Genomic DNA, 14426 nt, shown 5'->3' on the forward strand with positions numbered 1-14426 from the left:
TTTAAAAATAAAAGTAAAGCCCAGCATTCACGAAATGTGTATTAACCACAAATGGTATTACTTCATCGTTATTGATAAAAGAAAGGTCATTTTCGTATTCAGGGATATAACTCACAATAACTCCGAGCGATTTTTTTTCGTCTAAATCGTATAACAGTCCAATTTTAGGAGTCCAAAAAGCACTGCCTTTAGTCCGATCTATTTTATAAGTGCTAAAATTTCCTTTGTATTGGTCACGGGCCAGTCCAGCTGCAATCCCAACTATAGGATGAATAGTTCCATTTTCATTAAAGTGATATTCCGCTCCTAGATTCCACCTGTAAGTGTTTTTATTAAAGTTTGTCTTAGAAGTAGAATTGCTAAAATTTTTATCTCCTGAAAAAGCAGCACTTACCTCCATAGTAAAATGTAATTTTCCTTGTAAGCTCCCTAAAAAACCAGGAGTCGCAGCCAGACCAAAACTAAGTTGTGCTTGTGTTAAGTTTTCAAATTTATCTAACTGAAAGAAGCTAATACGGTTTACAGAAGCCCCTACACTTCCAAAAAGCTTGAATTGATCTCCTTTAAAGTCAGCAGCTTTTTTAATTTCTTTGTCCGTGGGTTTAAATGGGGTGTAGTCGCAATTGTTGTATTCTATTACTGTTTTCACCAAAGCCCGTTCAGTTATTTCAGTTAAATTAAATACACTTTGCCGCGTTTTTTCACAATCATTAAATAGTACCGAAAGTGTTCCTTGAATATGTTCTTCAGCATTAGGTCTAATGTCAATCGTCTTTACAGTCCCATCATTCTTCTTTATTTCGTAGACTCCTTTTTGTAATTTAGTCAGCGTAGCTTGACCAACAACAAGTTCTTGGGCTTGCATTCCGAAATTTGTGATCAAGGCAAGTAGAAGTAGTTTAATCAATTTCATCTGTACCTAAATTAGATATTATAAAAATGAGTCGTTGAATGGAAATAGCTAAAGAAATAGCTTTAAAGCCAAAGCAGTTTTTACATCAATGATATTTTACTTTATCTTACTTCCTGGAGGATATTCAGCTAAAATCTTCATCACTATTTCCCGAATTCGTTCCTCTTTTTTCTCCATATTTTGAGTTACCAAGTCGGCAGTTCCCATTCCTTGCCATACTAAATTATTGGTTTTGGCATCAATGAGGTCAATAAACAGTGTTCCTTCTGCAGTACGTGATACATTACTAGTGTTATAACTGCCGTACCAATATGGATTCCAACCCCAACCATACCCGAAGTTGTTATTGTACACATCGACACGCTCTCTCTCTTTCGTAAAAATGCTAACGAGCAAATCCGGGATTTCAGATTTTATCAGTCCCTTCGTCGTCAATTCACTTTCAATTGCACGAAGGATACGCTTTTTATCTAAGTCGTTTATCTTCGCCTTATCAATTCCTGGTTTGTAAAATGCAAAGGAATTATATTGATTAAAATTTACTTCCTTGTCAAAATCTGTAGCCACACGAACGGTGGAACAAGAAGTGAAAACAAAGAGAAGTAGTAGCGGTAAAAACTTGAATGCTTTCATGGTTTTATTTTTTAATTGAACAATGTGTCGTCAACATAATTAGGAAGCGTAACTTGTAATTGGGGATTGTTTTCCATCGCTCTTTTTATTGCAAAAACAGCACCTTCATTCCGTGCCCAACTGCGGCGTGAAATTCCGTTATTTACATCCCAAAACAGCATGTTTTCCAAACGTTGTTGTGAGTCTTTACTACCATCAAGAACCATTCCGAAACCTCCGTTAATCACTTCGCCCCAGCCAACACCGCCACCGTTGTGGATGCTCACCCAAGTTGCGCCACGGAAGCTATCGCCAATTACGTTTTGAATGGCCATGTCTGCGGTAAATCGGCTTCCATCATAAATGTTTGATGTTTCGCGATAGGGCGAATCTGTTCCTGAAACATCGTGATGGTCTCGCCCTAAAATAACTGGACCTATTTTTCCTTCAGAAATAGCTTTGTTGAATTCCGAAGCAATTTGTACACGTCCATCGGAATCTGCATATAGAATACGGGCTTGCGAACCAACTACCAATTTATTTTCCTGAGCACCTTTTATCCACGTTATATTGTCTTGCATCTGTTGCTGGATTTCTTTAGGCGAATTTTTCATCAAATTTTCCAGGACTTCAGTTGCAATTTCATCCGTTTTTTCAAGATCTTCTGGTTTTCCTGAAGCACACACCCAACGGAATGGTCCAAAACCAAAATCAAAGCACATTGGTCCCATAATGTCTTGCACATAAGAAGGGTATTTAAACTCTTTGTTTTTTTCTTCTGAAAGAATATCTGCACCTGCACGAGAAGCTTCTAAAAGGAACGCATTTCCATAGTCGAAAAAGTAAGTGCCTCTTTCAGTATGTCTGTTTATAGCTTTTACTTGTCGGCGTAGACTTTCTTGAACTTTCTCTTTAAAAAGTTCGGGGTTGCTACCCATCATTTTGTTAGATTCTTCATAAGTCATTCCAGCTGGATAATATCCTCCTGCCCAAGGGTTATGGAGCGAAGTTTGATCGCTTCCAAGGTCAATCTGAATATTTTCGTCAGCAAATTTTTCCCATACATCTACAATGTTTCCGTCATACGCTATTGAAACTGTTTCACTATTTAAAACCGCTGCTCTAACTCGCGTACACAAGGCGTCTACATCTGAGATTACTTCATCTACCCATCCTTGAGAATGTCTGGTTTTTGTAGCTTTTTTATTTACTTCAGCACACACTGTTACACATCCAGCAATATTTCCTGCTTTGGGTTGTGCGCCACTCATTCCGCCAAGGCCAGAGGTTACAAATAGTCCGCCTTTTGGTTCCTTTTTAATTTTCCGGAAACCGTTTAAAACTGTAATTGTAGTTCCGTGAACAATACCTTGTGGGCCAATATACATATAGCTTCCAGCTGTCATTTGGCCGTATTGAGTAACGCCTAGCGCATTGAATTTCTCCCAATCATCCTGACTCGAATAATTCGGAATCATCATACCATTGGTTACAACCACTCGTGGGGCGTCTTTATGCGAAGGAAACAACCCCATTGGATGACCAGAATACATTGCCAAGGTTTGCTCGTCGTTCATTTCGGAAAGGTATTTCATCGTTAGGAGATACTGTGCCCAGTTTTGGAAAACAGCGCCATTTCCACCATAGGTAATGAGTTCGTGAGGATGTTGGGCGACGGCGTAATCCAAATTGTTTTGAATCATCAGCATAATTGCTTTTGCCTGCTCGCTTTTGCCTGGATATTCGTTTACGGGTCGGGCATACATTTTATAATCTGGACGAAAACGGTACATGTAAATGCGTCCGTATTTTTCTAATTCTTCTTTAAATTCTGGAAGAAGTGTGGCGTGATGCTTTGGTTCAAAATACCGAAGTGCATTTCGAAGTGCGAGTTCTTTCTCATCTTCTGAAAGAATCTCTTTTCGCTTTGGCGCGTGATTCACGGTTGTATCATAAGCCTTCTTCTCTGGAAGCGTTGAAGGAATGCCTTGTTGTATTTGTTCTTTGAAATTCATGTTTATGTTTTTTCTCGCAAAGCCGCAAAGTCGCCAAGCTTTATTGCGTTGTCAAATTATTTTTTTAATTTTCTCTAATCTCTAATCTCTAATCTCTAATCTCTAATCTCTAATCTCTAATCTCTAATCTCTAACCTCTAACCTCTAACCCTTCTTCCTGTCAAACCCATACGGACAATGCCTGCAACCACTTTGGCAGCAATAACCACGTTTTAAGTGGTATTGTTCGGTGAAGCATTTATAACCTTCGGGTGTGAGGTAATAATCTCCTTCTTCTATCTCTATTTTTTTCTTCGGAAACAGCATTTTACAAAAATAGGAATTTCAACATTGAAAGTGCGTAAATTGTAACAAATCAAATTCTCGGCGGATTGCGATTTATTTACGACCAATTCGCTGAAAATAACCGTAATTTTGTAACAAATCAATTGCTATGTCAAATCATAAAGCCGGATACGTAAATATTATAGGAAACCCGAATGTGGGTAAGAGCACACTTATGAACGCTTTTGTAGGGGAGCGACTTTCCATAATTACTTCGAAGGCACAAACCACCCGACACAGAATTCTCGGAATTGTAAACGGAGATGATTTTCAAGTACTTTTTAGTGATACGCCAGGTATTATCAAGCCAGCATATCAACTGCAAGAAAGTATGATGGATTTTGTGAAATCTGCTTTTGAAGATGCCGATATTCTTCTTTATTTGGTTGAATTGGGTGAAAAGGAGCTGAAGGATGAAAAGTTTTTTGATAAAATTAAAAATGCAAAAATTCCAGTCTTACTGTTGATAAACAAAATAGACCAAGGAAATGAAGCCTTGCTCGCCGAAGCACTCAAACTATGGCAAGAAAAAGTTCCGAATGCGGAAATTTTTGCTATTTCAGCGCTAAAAAACTTCGGAGTACCTGAAGTTTTCAGTAGAATAATCGAACTTCTTCCCGAATCTCCAGCATTTTATCCGAAAGATCAGTTAACCGATAAACCTGAACGCTTTTTTGTAAATGAAACCATTCGCGAGAAAATCCTAATACATTATAAAAAGGAAATCCCCTATTCTGTTGAAATCGATACGGAGGAGTTTATTGAAGATGAAAACATTATCCGCATTCGCAGTATTATTATGGTGGAACGCGAAACACAAAAAGGAATTATAATTGGCCATAAAGGATCTGCTTTAAAGCGAGTAGGAGTAGAATCGCGAAAAGATTTGGAGAAATTCTTTGGAAAACAAATTCACTTAGAACTTTACGTAAAAGTCAATAAAGACTGGCGTAGCAACGAAAGGCAATTGCGCAGGTTTGGGTACAATTAGAAATAAAACGCCAATTTTAGTCCTTTCAAATTTTGGGCAATTCTCCAACTGAGATGGAGTTACGGATGGTTAAAAGAAGTATAGCATTGGGCTAAAGCCCGTTTTTTGTTCAGGCTCATTTATCCCCCAACTAAAGCTGGAGGTTATTTATTAAAAGTTTGGTGTGGAGTGGATGAATAACCTCGTGGGTTTAGCCAGGGGTTGTGGAATCGCTCTTCGTTTAAACGGATTTTAGCCCAAAATCACTTTCTAGAAAGAAAGAAGGTTTCAACTAATCGTTTTCATCATAAAATCGTAGAGTCCGCGCATTCCAGGCTTACCTTTTTTCTTGCCAATTCTACCTGCAATGTAAAGCAATATCCAAACTACAACGAGCCCTATTGCAATTCCAATTTGTAGCGCAATTGGATTCCCTAAACTTGAATTGGAGTACAACCAAATCATATCGGCCATAAAAAGAATTCCAACTACTACGTGAAAAAAGATAAACATCGTCCATACGGTAGGATTCGGCCCAAAAAAACCGTGGAGCGTGCATTTGTTTTCCGAAACCTCGGTGATTTCTAAATGTAACTGAGGCGACCAAAAAAGCTGTTCGTTTTTCGGCAGTTTCAGAAACACGTGATCGTCTAGGCAGGAAATTCCGTATTTGCTATTCTTCTTTTTTTCTTCTTTAAATCGCGCAATCAATTGGTGGCAAGGCATTTCAAGTTCCATTTGAAATCTTGGACGAAGGACTATTTCGTTGGATAATTGCATAAGTTCGAATTTTAAAAGCCGTGAAAATACTATTTTTTATGACAACTAAAAGCTATTTTTGCAGTTGCCTATCTCAAATGGATAGGTTCTAAATTTAAGATTATGAGCATTGTTGCTGTTGTGGGAAGACCAAATGTAGGAAAATCCACCTTTTTTAATAGATTAATTCAACGTAGAGAAGCCATTGTAGACTCCGTAAGCGGAGTTACCCGAGATCGCCATTATGGAAAAAGCGATTGGAACGGAAAAGATTTCTCCTTAATTGATACAGGAGGATATGTGCTAGGAAGCGATGACGTTTTTGAAGCTGAAATCGATAAACAAGTGAGTCTCGCAATAGATGAAGCTGACGCAATAATTTTCATGGTAGACGTAGAAAGCGGCGTTACCGGAATGGATCAAGAAGTAGCCAAACTTTTACGACGTTCCAAAAAACCTGTCTTTTTAGCCGTCAACAAGGTTGATACCGCTTCTAGAATGAACGACGCTTTAGAGTTTTATTCGCTTGGTTTTGAAAATCAATATCCACTTTCAAGTATTAGCGGAAGTGGAACTGGCGATTTACTAGACGACTTAGTAAAAGCGCTTCCAGACAAAGAACCTGAAGACAATAGCGAATTGCCACGTTTTGCAGTGGTAGGTCGCCCAAATGCGGGAAAATCTTCTTTCATAAATGCCTTAATTGGCGAAGATAGATATATAGTTACCGACATTGCAGGAACCACTCGCGATAGTATTGATACAAAGTATAACCGTTTCGGCTTTGAATTCAACCTTGTAGATACCGCTGGTATTCGCAAAAAAAGTAAGGTGAAGGAAAATCTTGAATTCTATTCCGTTATGCGAAGTGTTCGTGCCATAGAACATTGCGATGTTATTATTCTTGTTTTTGACGCTACACGGGGCTTCGATGGGCAGGTTGAAAACATCTTTTGGTTGGCACAACGAAATAATAAAGGAATTGTAATTGTTGCCAATAAATGGGATTTAGTTGAAGACAAAGAAACTAGCACAGTAAAGGATTACGAAAAATATATTCGTCAACAATGCGAACCTTTTGTAGATGTCCCCATTGTTTTCATCTCTACCGTTACAAAACAACGACTTTACAAAGCCATAGAAACAGCTGTTGAGGTGTATAAAAGCCGAAGCAAAAAAATAAAAACCAGTGAGCTTAACGATGTTATGCTTCCTATTATTGAAAGCTATCCGCCACCAGCTTACAAAGGAAAATACGTGAAAATTAAGTTCTGTACACAGCTTCCAACGCCGTATCCGAGTTTTGCATTTTTCTGCAATCTACCACAGTATGTAAAGGATCCTTATAAACGTTTTATCGAAAACAAGGTTCGGGAGAATTTTGATTTTTCAGGAGTTCCTGTTACGATATACTTTAGGAAGAAGTAATTAAAATATTGGTTATAGCGTTTTGGGCGTTCCCGATTGCTTCGTGTCTCGCAAACGGGCGGGCTTTCCGCTACAATCTTTTTGCTCGTGCCTCACAAAAAGGATTTCCACTTCAATCCCTAACGCATGATTACGTAACGTAGAATTTTTTTTTAATAAAAATCATTAGGTTTGCTCGTAAATTCAATCAAAAAAAATGAAAAAGATAGTTGTTGATAGTCTATTCCTTTTCGGTTTGGCAGCCCTTATGCTTGGAATGTTTACAGTGTTACCATCCAATGATTTTATTGCCTTTTCATATCTTCCTGCGCTTATAGCGTATTGGGTCGGACAGCTAGTGCAACGAAAGTATGGGGAAGCAGATGAAAAATAATTAAAACCTTAATCCATAAAGAGGATAGAATGCATTTGCGCTAGTCGCATACTCCTAAAGCCTAAAACTGTAATTAATTTTTGGATTATTAACTAATCTTTAAACGCACTCTTTGGAAAAATTTCAACGAAAACTGAAACACGGGACTCAATAAAAATGTATAGATAAAAGTCACCCAAAAAACGGGGCCTCCTAAAAGGTATCCGATAACCAGCACGATGCTTTCGACCAAGATTCGCGCTTTGCTCACAGACAATCCCGTTCGTTCAGACATAGAGAGCATGAATCCATCTCGCGGTCCTGCGCCTACACCGCCAGAAACATACAATCCGCCGCCCATTCCAATTATTATAATGCCTAAAAGAAGCAGGAGGTAGTCGGTCCAAGTGTTGCTTGCATCTGGTAAAACATCTATCCAAAGAAAGAAATCCATTATTGGGCCAATAAGCAAGGCGTTTAGAAACGTGCCGATATTGACATATTTCTTGCTTACTAGTAACGAAACGCCTATTAAAAGCAGCCCTACAACAATACTCCACGTGCCAATACTAAATCCAAAATGGTCAAATAACGCTACGTTTAAAACATCCCACGGATGCAATCCCAGATACTTGACCTTTACAGAAACAGCCACGCCCAGTCCGAAAAAAACCAGTCCGGTAAAGTAAAAAGTGTAACGAATTGTGTTATGTCGCCAGCCTTTTTTAGTGGTAGCTTCCATTTGATAGCTTTGAAAAATTAAAGGCGCAAACTACGAAAAATAGCAGGACTGGAAGATGAAATAAATTTTTAAATATGCTTTCTTTAGGCGTTGTAATTCCTGTTCTTTTCCCATTCATACAATATTTCTTTTTAAAAGTGTTCAGTAATATATCCCTAGAATTTTTCGTTACTTTGAAAATCAATAATACCAGCCGTATTCAATGAAGCATTTACTCTCCTTTTTTCTGATTATTTTTATTTCAGCCCATTCTTTCTCACAAAACTTTAAAGTTAGCGGAACATTAATAGATGCGGAAACTCAGAATCCACTTGAAGCAGCAACGGTGTTTATGGAAACGCTGCGGGACAGTACACTAATAACCTATACTATTACCGATAGAAACGGAAAATTTGTACTGGAAGGCAATACCTCGGTTAAGAAAGCAAGAGTGAATATCAGTTTTGTGGGTTATGAATCTTTTCAGAGAGAAGTAGATTTAAATACGGCTGTTAAAGATATGGAAAAAATTCCACTGGCTTTTTCGATTGCAAGTCTGGATGAGGTAGTTGTGAGGTCTCGTGCTCCTGTAACTGTAAAAAAAGATACCTTGGAATTTAATGTAGCTTCTTTTAAAACAAAAAAAGATGCTACCATAGAAGATCTGTTAAAGGAACTTCCCGGAGTCGAAGTAGATGCCGACGGAAAAATAAAAGTGAACGGAAAGGATGTAAGCAATATTCTGGTAAATGGAAAACCTTTCTTCGGAAATGATCCAACCATCGCTACTCGTAATTTGACCAAGGAAATCATCGAAAAAGTGCAGGTGGTCGATACCAAAACAAAGTCAGAAGCTTTTACTGGCGAAGAAGGTGATAAAGAATCTAAAACCATCAACCTTACCATTAAAGAGGAAAATAACAAAGGAATCTTCGGAAGGGTAGCAGCAGGAGGAGGAACCGACGAACGCTTTGAATACGCTGGGCTTTTTAATTATTTTAATAACGACACGAGATTGAGCGTGCTAGGTGGCGGAAACAACATAAATTCCCCTGGTTTTAGCTTTGGTGAAATCCAAAAAATGTTCGGGAATGCGAATAGCATGTCCATGAGCAGTTCCGGGGCATTTATGATAGATGGCCGTAGTTTTGGATATGGCGAAGGCATCGTAAACAGCCGAATTGCGGGTGCCAATTACGCAGATGCAATAAAAGAGAAAACCGATATTTCAGCCGATTATTTTTATTCCGGAAGTAATTCCAACAGCGATTCTAAAACCCAAAGAGAAAATATTTTGCCCGACCGTCGCTACTTCACCGAAAGTAACAATACTAGTAATAGCGAAACAGATAGCCACGCTGTTAATATGGGTTTTGATATAAAAGTAGACTCTACTTTTTTAATAAACATCAAACCTAATATTTCGTACACGCAGCTAAAAGGCACGCGATATAATGAATCCTCTTCATTAGACGAAGATAGAACCTTGACAAATACTGCCCTTTCTGAAAGTTTTAATGAAACAAATAGCCGAAAATTTAAAAATCAACTAGATGTTACAAAAAAATACGGTGATGCAGGAGGTTTTTTGAAAGTTAGCTTCACCAATGAATGGAATACGATTACCGGAGACAATTATCTATACAGTGAAACAAATATTTTTGGGGAAATGCCTTCCGAAGAGATAAGAAATCAACACACCGATTCTGATAATAAGGAAACTAAATATGGAGCGAGTGCTACATATCGATTGCCATTATTATCCAAAAAACTATTCTTGGATTTAAAATATCATTACGATAACAAACAAAATTTGAATGACAAGTCGGTATATGATTTTGATGAAATATCTCAGGCATTTTCTAGTTTCAATACTACTCTAAGCACAGATTATACGTTCAATAATATCAGAAGTATCCCTTACGCTTCTATAGTTTTAAAAACTGAAAAATCTTCTTTGGATGCGGGTGTGGGGTACGTTTTTCAAGAATTGGAAGGTAAAGATGGATTACGGCCAGGCTTGAAAGTTGATAGCCGATTTGAAGCATTGCAAATGTACGCACGAGGAAATTTGAAATTGTCTGCTACTGGTCAAATTTATTCTGGTTACACCCTTCGGAATGAAGCACCACAAATAGAACAGATGCTTCCCAATACCGATGTTTCTGATCCGCTTAATATCGTTACAGGAAACCCAGATCTAAATCCATCCAATCGTCATTATATATATTTAAATTATAACAATTACGATTTTCAAAAGGGGGGTGGGTTTTATGCCTACATAAATGCAGAAGTGGTTGAAGATGCTGTAGTTCCAAAAACTATAGTCGATGAAAATAATATTCGAAATACCACGTACGCGAATGTTAAAGGAAAGTATAGTTTTTATGGAGGTATGTCTATGGGCAGGAAATACAAATTAGATAGTTTGGTTAGTCTGTCGCCTAGAATTGGAATGTGGAATAATTATTCTCAGGATATTAATTTTAATAATGGGGTTGAATACAAAAGCAAGAATTTTTCAGTGAGTCCTAATGTAAATCTTACTTTAGCGTGGCAAAAACTTTTTGATATTCGAGCGAGTTACACTTTAGATATTGGCAAAAACAGTTTTGAGGACAATATTTTTGAAGACAGAAACTTCTTGAGCCATTCCTTGAATATTAGAACAAGTCTTTTTGTTCCAAAGAATTTTGAATGGCGAAACGACATCGATTACAATTATCATCCAGATATAAGCGATGGCTTTCAAAAAAGCGCTTGGTTCTGGAATACAACCTTATCATATTCATTGCTAAAGGATAATGGAACGGTAACATTAAAAGTATATGATCTTTTAAATCAAAATACCAATGCCAGTCGATATTCATCTGAAAATTATATCCAAGACAGCCAGAGCACAGTTTTAGAGCAGTATTTTATGCTGGGTTTTAGTTATAAATTCAACACCCTGGGAAGCAAAGGAGAAACGGGCAGGGGTGCGATATATTTTGATTAGGAGTTTGTTTTTGGACACCTTGCAAAATAAAACAACACCGTTCTAGCGTATCGTAGTGCGCTAAGGCTTAATAAACAAAACCGATAACCTCCTGAGTTGTGTGCTTGGCGGTAAAGTTTAAGCCTAGCTGAACTTCACATTCGAAATTCCGATATACGGCGGCAGTTTTTCTTTTACTTCTGGCAACAATCCGTCTAATTGCGCTACGGGTACTGGCAATAGCGAAGCATCTTTGGCGACATATAAGTGAATATTGAATTTTATCCGATTATCGCTGGCCACGATGGGTTCAGGATTGGCTAAAAATTGATGTTTGTTCTCATTGATGGTTTTTACAATGAGTTTTTTTAGAATTCCAGTTAGTTGAATAGTGAACATATTGTTTTAGGTGTTTATAAAGTGATTAAACCAAGTTCTCGACCCACTGTTATATTACAATTTTGGAATACTAAGTGATAGCTCGAGTAAAATTAAATAAAAAATGAAGAACTTATATGTTGTATGTTTGCTAGCGTGCCTCAAGGTGCTTTCTTCTTGAGCTTTTTTAGGTTATGAAAATCTAGCTGTATTGGCTTTATCAATGGCTTCAATTCAAAACATTTCTACTCGCTTACCATAAAACTTCTTTGCTTTTTGGATGCCATTCTAAAAATTAAAACCACACCACCAAGCAACTCCCCAAATTGATGGTAATATGGTTTTGGATAATTGGCTTTAATCTAAAGCTCAATTTATTTATCTTCAATTCAACTATCTTATGTTGCTATTTTATGGAGATAGTTGGAACGTATAAAATTTTCTGGCCCAATCATTTCAGATGTCACAATATCTTGTGTTTCTTTCTATTTCTTTTTCAATAAAAAATGATAAATGCTATTTCCTTTGCTGTTGGTTAAGGTGTATGCGGTCTCAAACTCATACCCATTTTCTTCCATAAAGTTGAGTGCGTCGATCATAGAGTTGAATTCTAGTTTATTACCGTCCTTGTCTTTTAAATCATGTTCTTTGGAACTCCACATACTGTCTTTCTGTCCAAAATCCATTTGAATGTTGAGTTTGGAGCTGAACATTTTTCCGGAGCCTACAATTTGGACATACGTTGCAGGAATATCAGAAAGAGGTACGTCGTTAACGGTTTGTGAAAATGCAATATTGGCGACGAAAATAAAGGCTATAAGTGCGATTATTTTTTTCATGATTTGAGGTGTTTTAATACTGCCTACTCCCTTTTTTATTGGTGTTTCGGCTTATTTCCAACATTAACTTGCATGAATTATTCGAATAGTTCATAAAACCTAATTAGGCTTCGTTAAGCTAATATCTCGTATTAAAACACTTTAAAAAACTAAAAATGAAAACCCACCCAAAACAGATGAAAATCCGCTACTTGAATTTTTGGTAAAGCAATTCAAGCCGTTTTTCAACCTCTGGTTTATAGGTCTTGGAAATGTGGCAAATGTAGTCGCCAATTTTAAGTCGGCTGCCGTTTATGCGTCCTTCCAAAACGTGATGGCTTAGGTTTACAATCTCGCTTTCGTTGATGCGGATAAAATTGTGCGGCAGTTTTCCGATTATCTCGGCCAGGGAGATAGGTAGATAAAATGAATTTTGTTTCCAGTTTTCCACTCTTGTATAATTGGTCTTCAATTTGTGATAACACGGCTTGCCTCTTTCTTGCGATTTCTGCTCGTTTTTTTCGGTGGAGTTGGTAGTTATTAAGACTATTTCCTCAAAAGGAATAGGAATTTGTGATACTTGTGTGCTGTTGAAGTCTTTTGTCTGACCAATATAATCGGCAAAGCACAACAAGCCATCTTTAAAGCTTGATGCTTCTTTTTTCTTCTTGCGATGTAGAGCAGTCTGAATAGCACGTATCACTTGCTTGGTATCTAAACGGGGCTTTGTCTTTACTAAAAAATTTTCATGCTCGGTTTGAAGACTTTCAAAAAAAGTCTCGTTGTCATCGTAATCGGTAACGTAGATAAATGGGATTTTATAGTCGAATGCTAATATCTTCCCAAGATCAATTCCACTCTTTTCGCCTTCTAAATCGATGTCAAGCAAAGCAACATCTGGCATTTTTGCTTGAATTCGCTCTAATGCTTTTGAAACGCTCGGTGTAAAACCGTCTACGCTGTAATTCTCTTGCTTTAAGGCCATAGAAAGCCTTTTGTACAAAATAGCTTTGTCTTCAACTATAAGGATGTGGGCTTTTGGTTTCATTTTAGACTTGATTAAGTTTGATTACTATTCGGAATTATGAGGCAATAATTGCAAAAAAGTATTTTAATGGGCTCTACTCCCGATGTTGTTTATTGCGATTGCAGACTTTTTCAGACAGTGTTTTTCGGGAAACTAATCTCCATTTTCATCCCGTTGCTTCCATCTAGCTTAAAAGTTCCTTTATATTCCTGTGTCAATAATTTTATAGTTTCCATTCCAAAAGAATTTAAGTTGTCAATGTCAAAATCAATTGGCAGTCCTATTCCTGTATCACTCAATTGCAGACAGTATTGTCCTGCCTTTTCATAAAAGGAAATAGATATAATTCCGTTTTCACCATTTGGAAAGGCGTATTTATAGCTATTGGTAATAAATTCGTTAACTATTAAGCCAATTGGAAAAGAAATGTCGGCACGCAATTGGAGTGCTTCCACATTTTTCTTCAAAGTAATGTTGGGTTGGTCGTATACTTTCTTTACATTTTCTGCAAGAACCGAGATGTATTTCTTTGCATTTACGCTAGTAACATCTTCTTTTTTGAATAATTGTTTATGGACTTCAAACATGCTATTAATACGGTTTTGAAGTTCGTTTAACTTTTCCTTATACGCTTCATCTGGAAATTTTTCCTTTGCTAGGGTGATGAAAAAGTCTATGAATGAAAGATTGTTTTTTAAACGATGATGAAGTTCGCGTTGGAGTTCTTCAACTAGGTTTTTCTGTTTTTCTATCTCACGTTTCTGTTTTTGGTTTTTGCGATAGGCCACAAAAAAGATAGCCAAACCTGTAAGCTTCCCCTATTTAGAACTGTTAGTTTTTCCAAATATATAATTTTTTACGTTTTAAAATAGAATGGCTTTCTCTTCATATTGTTTCTTTAAAGCCATTTTATTTTAAAATGAGCCTAGCGGCAGCGACACGTTTGTTTTCAGCATATTTTACTGGTGGTATTTTCCCTAAGCTATCGTGTGGTCTTTTATGGTTATAATCATCCATCCAAATTTGAGTTTGTTCACGCACTTGGTGTAGGTCTTCAAAAATATATTTGTTTAGCACCCCACGCCTATATGAGCCGTTGAAACGTTCTATAAAAGCATTTTGGGTTGGTTTT

15 protein-coding genes are annotated in these 14426 nt (G+C 37.2%); 4 read left to right on the forward strand and 11 right to left on the reverse strand.

What is annotated here, in order from left to right:
- Position 1: 1 nt before the first annotated feature.
- The 4 genes from BLW28_RS12395 to BLW28_RS15780 all read right to left on the reverse strand — a co-directional run bounded on the left by BLW28_RS12395 (position 2) and on the right by BLW28_RS15780 (position 3846).
- Positions 2-913 carry a hypothetical protein gene (locus BLW28_RS12395; protein WP_073220441.1) on the reverse strand — a complete coding sequence of 304 codons (912 nt, stop codon included), beginning with the start codon at positions 911-913 and terminating at the stop codon, positions 2-4.
- Between the two features lie 96 nt (positions 914-1009).
- Positions 1010-1546 (reverse strand): DUF4136 domain-containing protein, encoded by a 537-nt coding sequence (locus tag BLW28_RS12400; RefSeq protein ID WP_073220438.1) that lies wholly within the window; start codon positions 1544-1546, stop codon positions 1010-1012.
- 11 nt (positions 1547-1557) lie between these two features.
- Positions 1558-3540 (reverse strand): urocanate hydratase, encoded by a 1983-nt coding sequence (locus BLW28_RS12405; protein WP_073220435.1) that lies wholly within the window; start codon positions 3538-3540, stop codon positions 1558-1560.
- 144 nt (positions 3541-3684) lie between these two features.
- Positions 3685-3846, reverse strand: coding sequence for a C1orf53 family protein (locus BLW28_RS15780; protein WP_159431778.1), 162 nt, complete (start codon positions 3844-3846; stop codon positions 3685-3687).
- Between the two features lie 127 nt (positions 3847-3973).
- Here BLW28_RS15780 and era point away from each other — a divergent pair, with 127 nt between their 5' ends.
- Complete coding sequence (gene era, locus BLW28_RS12410) at positions 3974-4855, forward strand: GTPase Era (protein ID WP_073220433.1); 882 nt, start codon at positions 3974-3976, stop codon at positions 4853-4855.
- A 267-nt stretch (positions 4856-5122) separates the two neighbouring features.
- Here era and BLW28_RS12415 read toward each other — a convergent pair whose 3' ends face one another.
- A complete protein-coding gene (locus BLW28_RS12415; RefSeq protein ID WP_073220431.1) occupies positions 5123-5614 on the reverse strand; it encodes a GTP-binding protein in 492 nt (163 codons plus the stop codon).
- A gap of 99 nt (positions 5615-5713) precedes the next feature.
- Here BLW28_RS12415 and der point away from each other — a divergent pair, with 99 nt between their 5' ends.
- Together der and BLW28_RS15785 are read left to right on the forward strand one after the other, a co-directional pair.
- The gene (gene der / locus BLW28_RS12420; protein WP_073220429.1) at positions 5714-7021 is read left to right on the forward strand and encodes a ribosome biogenesis GTPase Der; all 1308 of its coding nucleotides are present in this window, start codon (positions 5714-5716) and stop codon (positions 7019-7021) included.
- 196 nt (positions 7022-7217) lie between these two features.
- Positions 7218-7394, forward strand: a complete 177-nt coding sequence (locus BLW28_RS15785) for a hypothetical protein (protein WP_159431777.1) — start codon at positions 7218-7220, stop codon at positions 7392-7394.
- Positions 7395-7482: 88 nt separating this feature from the next.
- Here the strand turns inward: BLW28_RS15785 and BLW28_RS12425 are convergent, their stop codons facing one another.
- On the reverse strand, positions 7483-8115 hold the full coding sequence (locus tag BLW28_RS12425; protein WP_073220425.1) for a YczE/YyaS/YitT family protein: 633 nt from the start codon (positions 8113-8115) through the stop codon (positions 7483-7485).
- 202 nt (positions 8116-8317) lie between these two features.
- On the opposite strand from BLW28_RS12425, the gene BLW28_RS12430 reads away from it, so the two are divergent.
- The gene (locus BLW28_RS12430) at positions 8318-11092 is read left to right on the forward strand and encodes an outer membrane beta-barrel protein (RefSeq protein ID WP_073220423.1); all 2775 of its coding nucleotides are present in this window, start codon (positions 8318-8320) and stop codon (positions 11090-11092) included.
- A gap of 123 nt (positions 11093-11215) precedes the next feature.
- Here the strand turns inward: BLW28_RS12430 and BLW28_RS12435 are convergent, their stop codons facing one another.
- From BLW28_RS12435 to BLW28_RS12455, 5 genes are all read right to left on the reverse strand, one after another.
- Positions 11216-11470, reverse strand: a complete 255-nt coding sequence (locus BLW28_RS12435; RefSeq protein ID WP_073220420.1) for a hypothetical protein — start codon at positions 11468-11470, stop codon at positions 11216-11218.
- Between the two features lie 464 nt (positions 11471-11934).
- Positions 11935-12288, reverse strand: a complete 354-nt coding sequence (locus tag BLW28_RS12440) for a hypothetical protein (RefSeq protein ID WP_073220418.1) — start codon at positions 12286-12288, stop codon at positions 11935-11937.
- 187 nt (positions 12289-12475) lie between these two features.
- The gene (locus BLW28_RS12445; RefSeq protein ID WP_073220416.1) at positions 12476-13315 is read right to left on the reverse strand and encodes a response regulator transcription factor; all 840 of its coding nucleotides are present in this window, start codon (positions 13313-13315) and stop codon (positions 12476-12478) included.
- A gap of 110 nt (positions 13316-13425) precedes the next feature.
- Positions 13426-14097, reverse strand: a complete 672-nt coding sequence (locus tag BLW28_RS12450; RefSeq protein WP_083540782.1) for a sensor histidine kinase — start codon at positions 14095-14097, stop codon at positions 13426-13428.
- Positions 14098-14203: 106 nt separating this feature from the next.
- On the reverse strand, positions 14204-14426 hold a 223-nt coding region (locus BLW28_RS12455; RefSeq protein WP_143036877.1), incomplete at its 5' end, for an integrase core domain-containing protein.

This window comes from Aequorivita viscosa, from assembly GCF_900106795.1.
Classification (GTDB): Bacteria; Bacteroidota; Bacteroidia; order Flavobacteriales; family Flavobacteriaceae; genus Aequorivita; species Aequorivita viscosa.

What these genes read in the sequence shown, in the direction of transcription:
- BLW28_RS12405 (WP_073220435.1), bottom strand. Translation starts at nt 3,540, where the DNA reads ATGAATTTCAAAGAACAAATACAACAAGGCATTCCTTCAACGCTTCCA.
- era (WP_073220433.1), top strand. Translation starts at nt 3,974, where the DNA reads ATGTCAAATCATAAAGCCGGATACGTAAATATTATAGGAAACCCGAAT.
- BLW28_RS12435 (WP_073220420.1), bottom strand. Translation starts at nt 11,470, where the DNA reads ATGTTCACTATTCAACTAACTGGAATTCTAAAAAAACTCATTGTAAAA.
- BLW28_RS12415 (WP_073220431.1), bottom strand. Translation starts at nt 5,614, where the DNA reads ATGCAATTATCCAACGAAATAGTCCTTCGTCCAAGATTTCAAATGGAA.
- BLW28_RS15785 (WP_159431777.1), top strand. Translation starts at nt 7,218, where the DNA reads ATGAAAAAGATAGTTGTTGATAGTCTATTCCTTTTCGGTTTGGCAGCC.
- BLW28_RS15780 (WP_159431778.1), bottom strand. Translation starts at nt 3,846, where the DNA reads ATGCTGTTTCCGAAGAAAAAAATAGAGATAGAAGAAGGAGATTATTAC.
- BLW28_RS12425 (WP_073220425.1), bottom strand. Translation starts at nt 8,115, where the DNA reads ATGGAAGCTACCACTAAAAAAGGCTGGCGACATAACACAATTCGTTAC.
- BLW28_RS12400 (WP_073220438.1), bottom strand. Translation starts at nt 1,546, where the DNA reads ATGAAAGCATTCAAGTTTTTACCGCTACTACTTCTCTTTGTTTTCACT.
- BLW28_RS12430 (WP_073220423.1), top strand. Translation starts at nt 8,318, where the DNA reads ATGAAGCATTTACTCTCCTTTTTTCTGATTATTTTTATTTCAGCCCAT.
- BLW28_RS12445 (WP_073220416.1), bottom strand. Translation starts at nt 13,315, where the DNA reads ATGAAACCAAAAGCCCACATCCTTATAGTTGAAGACAAAGCTATTTTG.
- BLW28_RS12395 (WP_073220441.1), bottom strand. Translation starts at nt 913, where the DNA reads ATGAAATTGATTAAACTACTTCTACTTGCCTTGATCACAAATTTCGGA.
- BLW28_RS12440 (WP_073220418.1), bottom strand. Translation starts at nt 12,288, where the DNA reads ATGAAAAAAATAATCGCACTTATAGCCTTTATTTTCGTCGCCAATATT.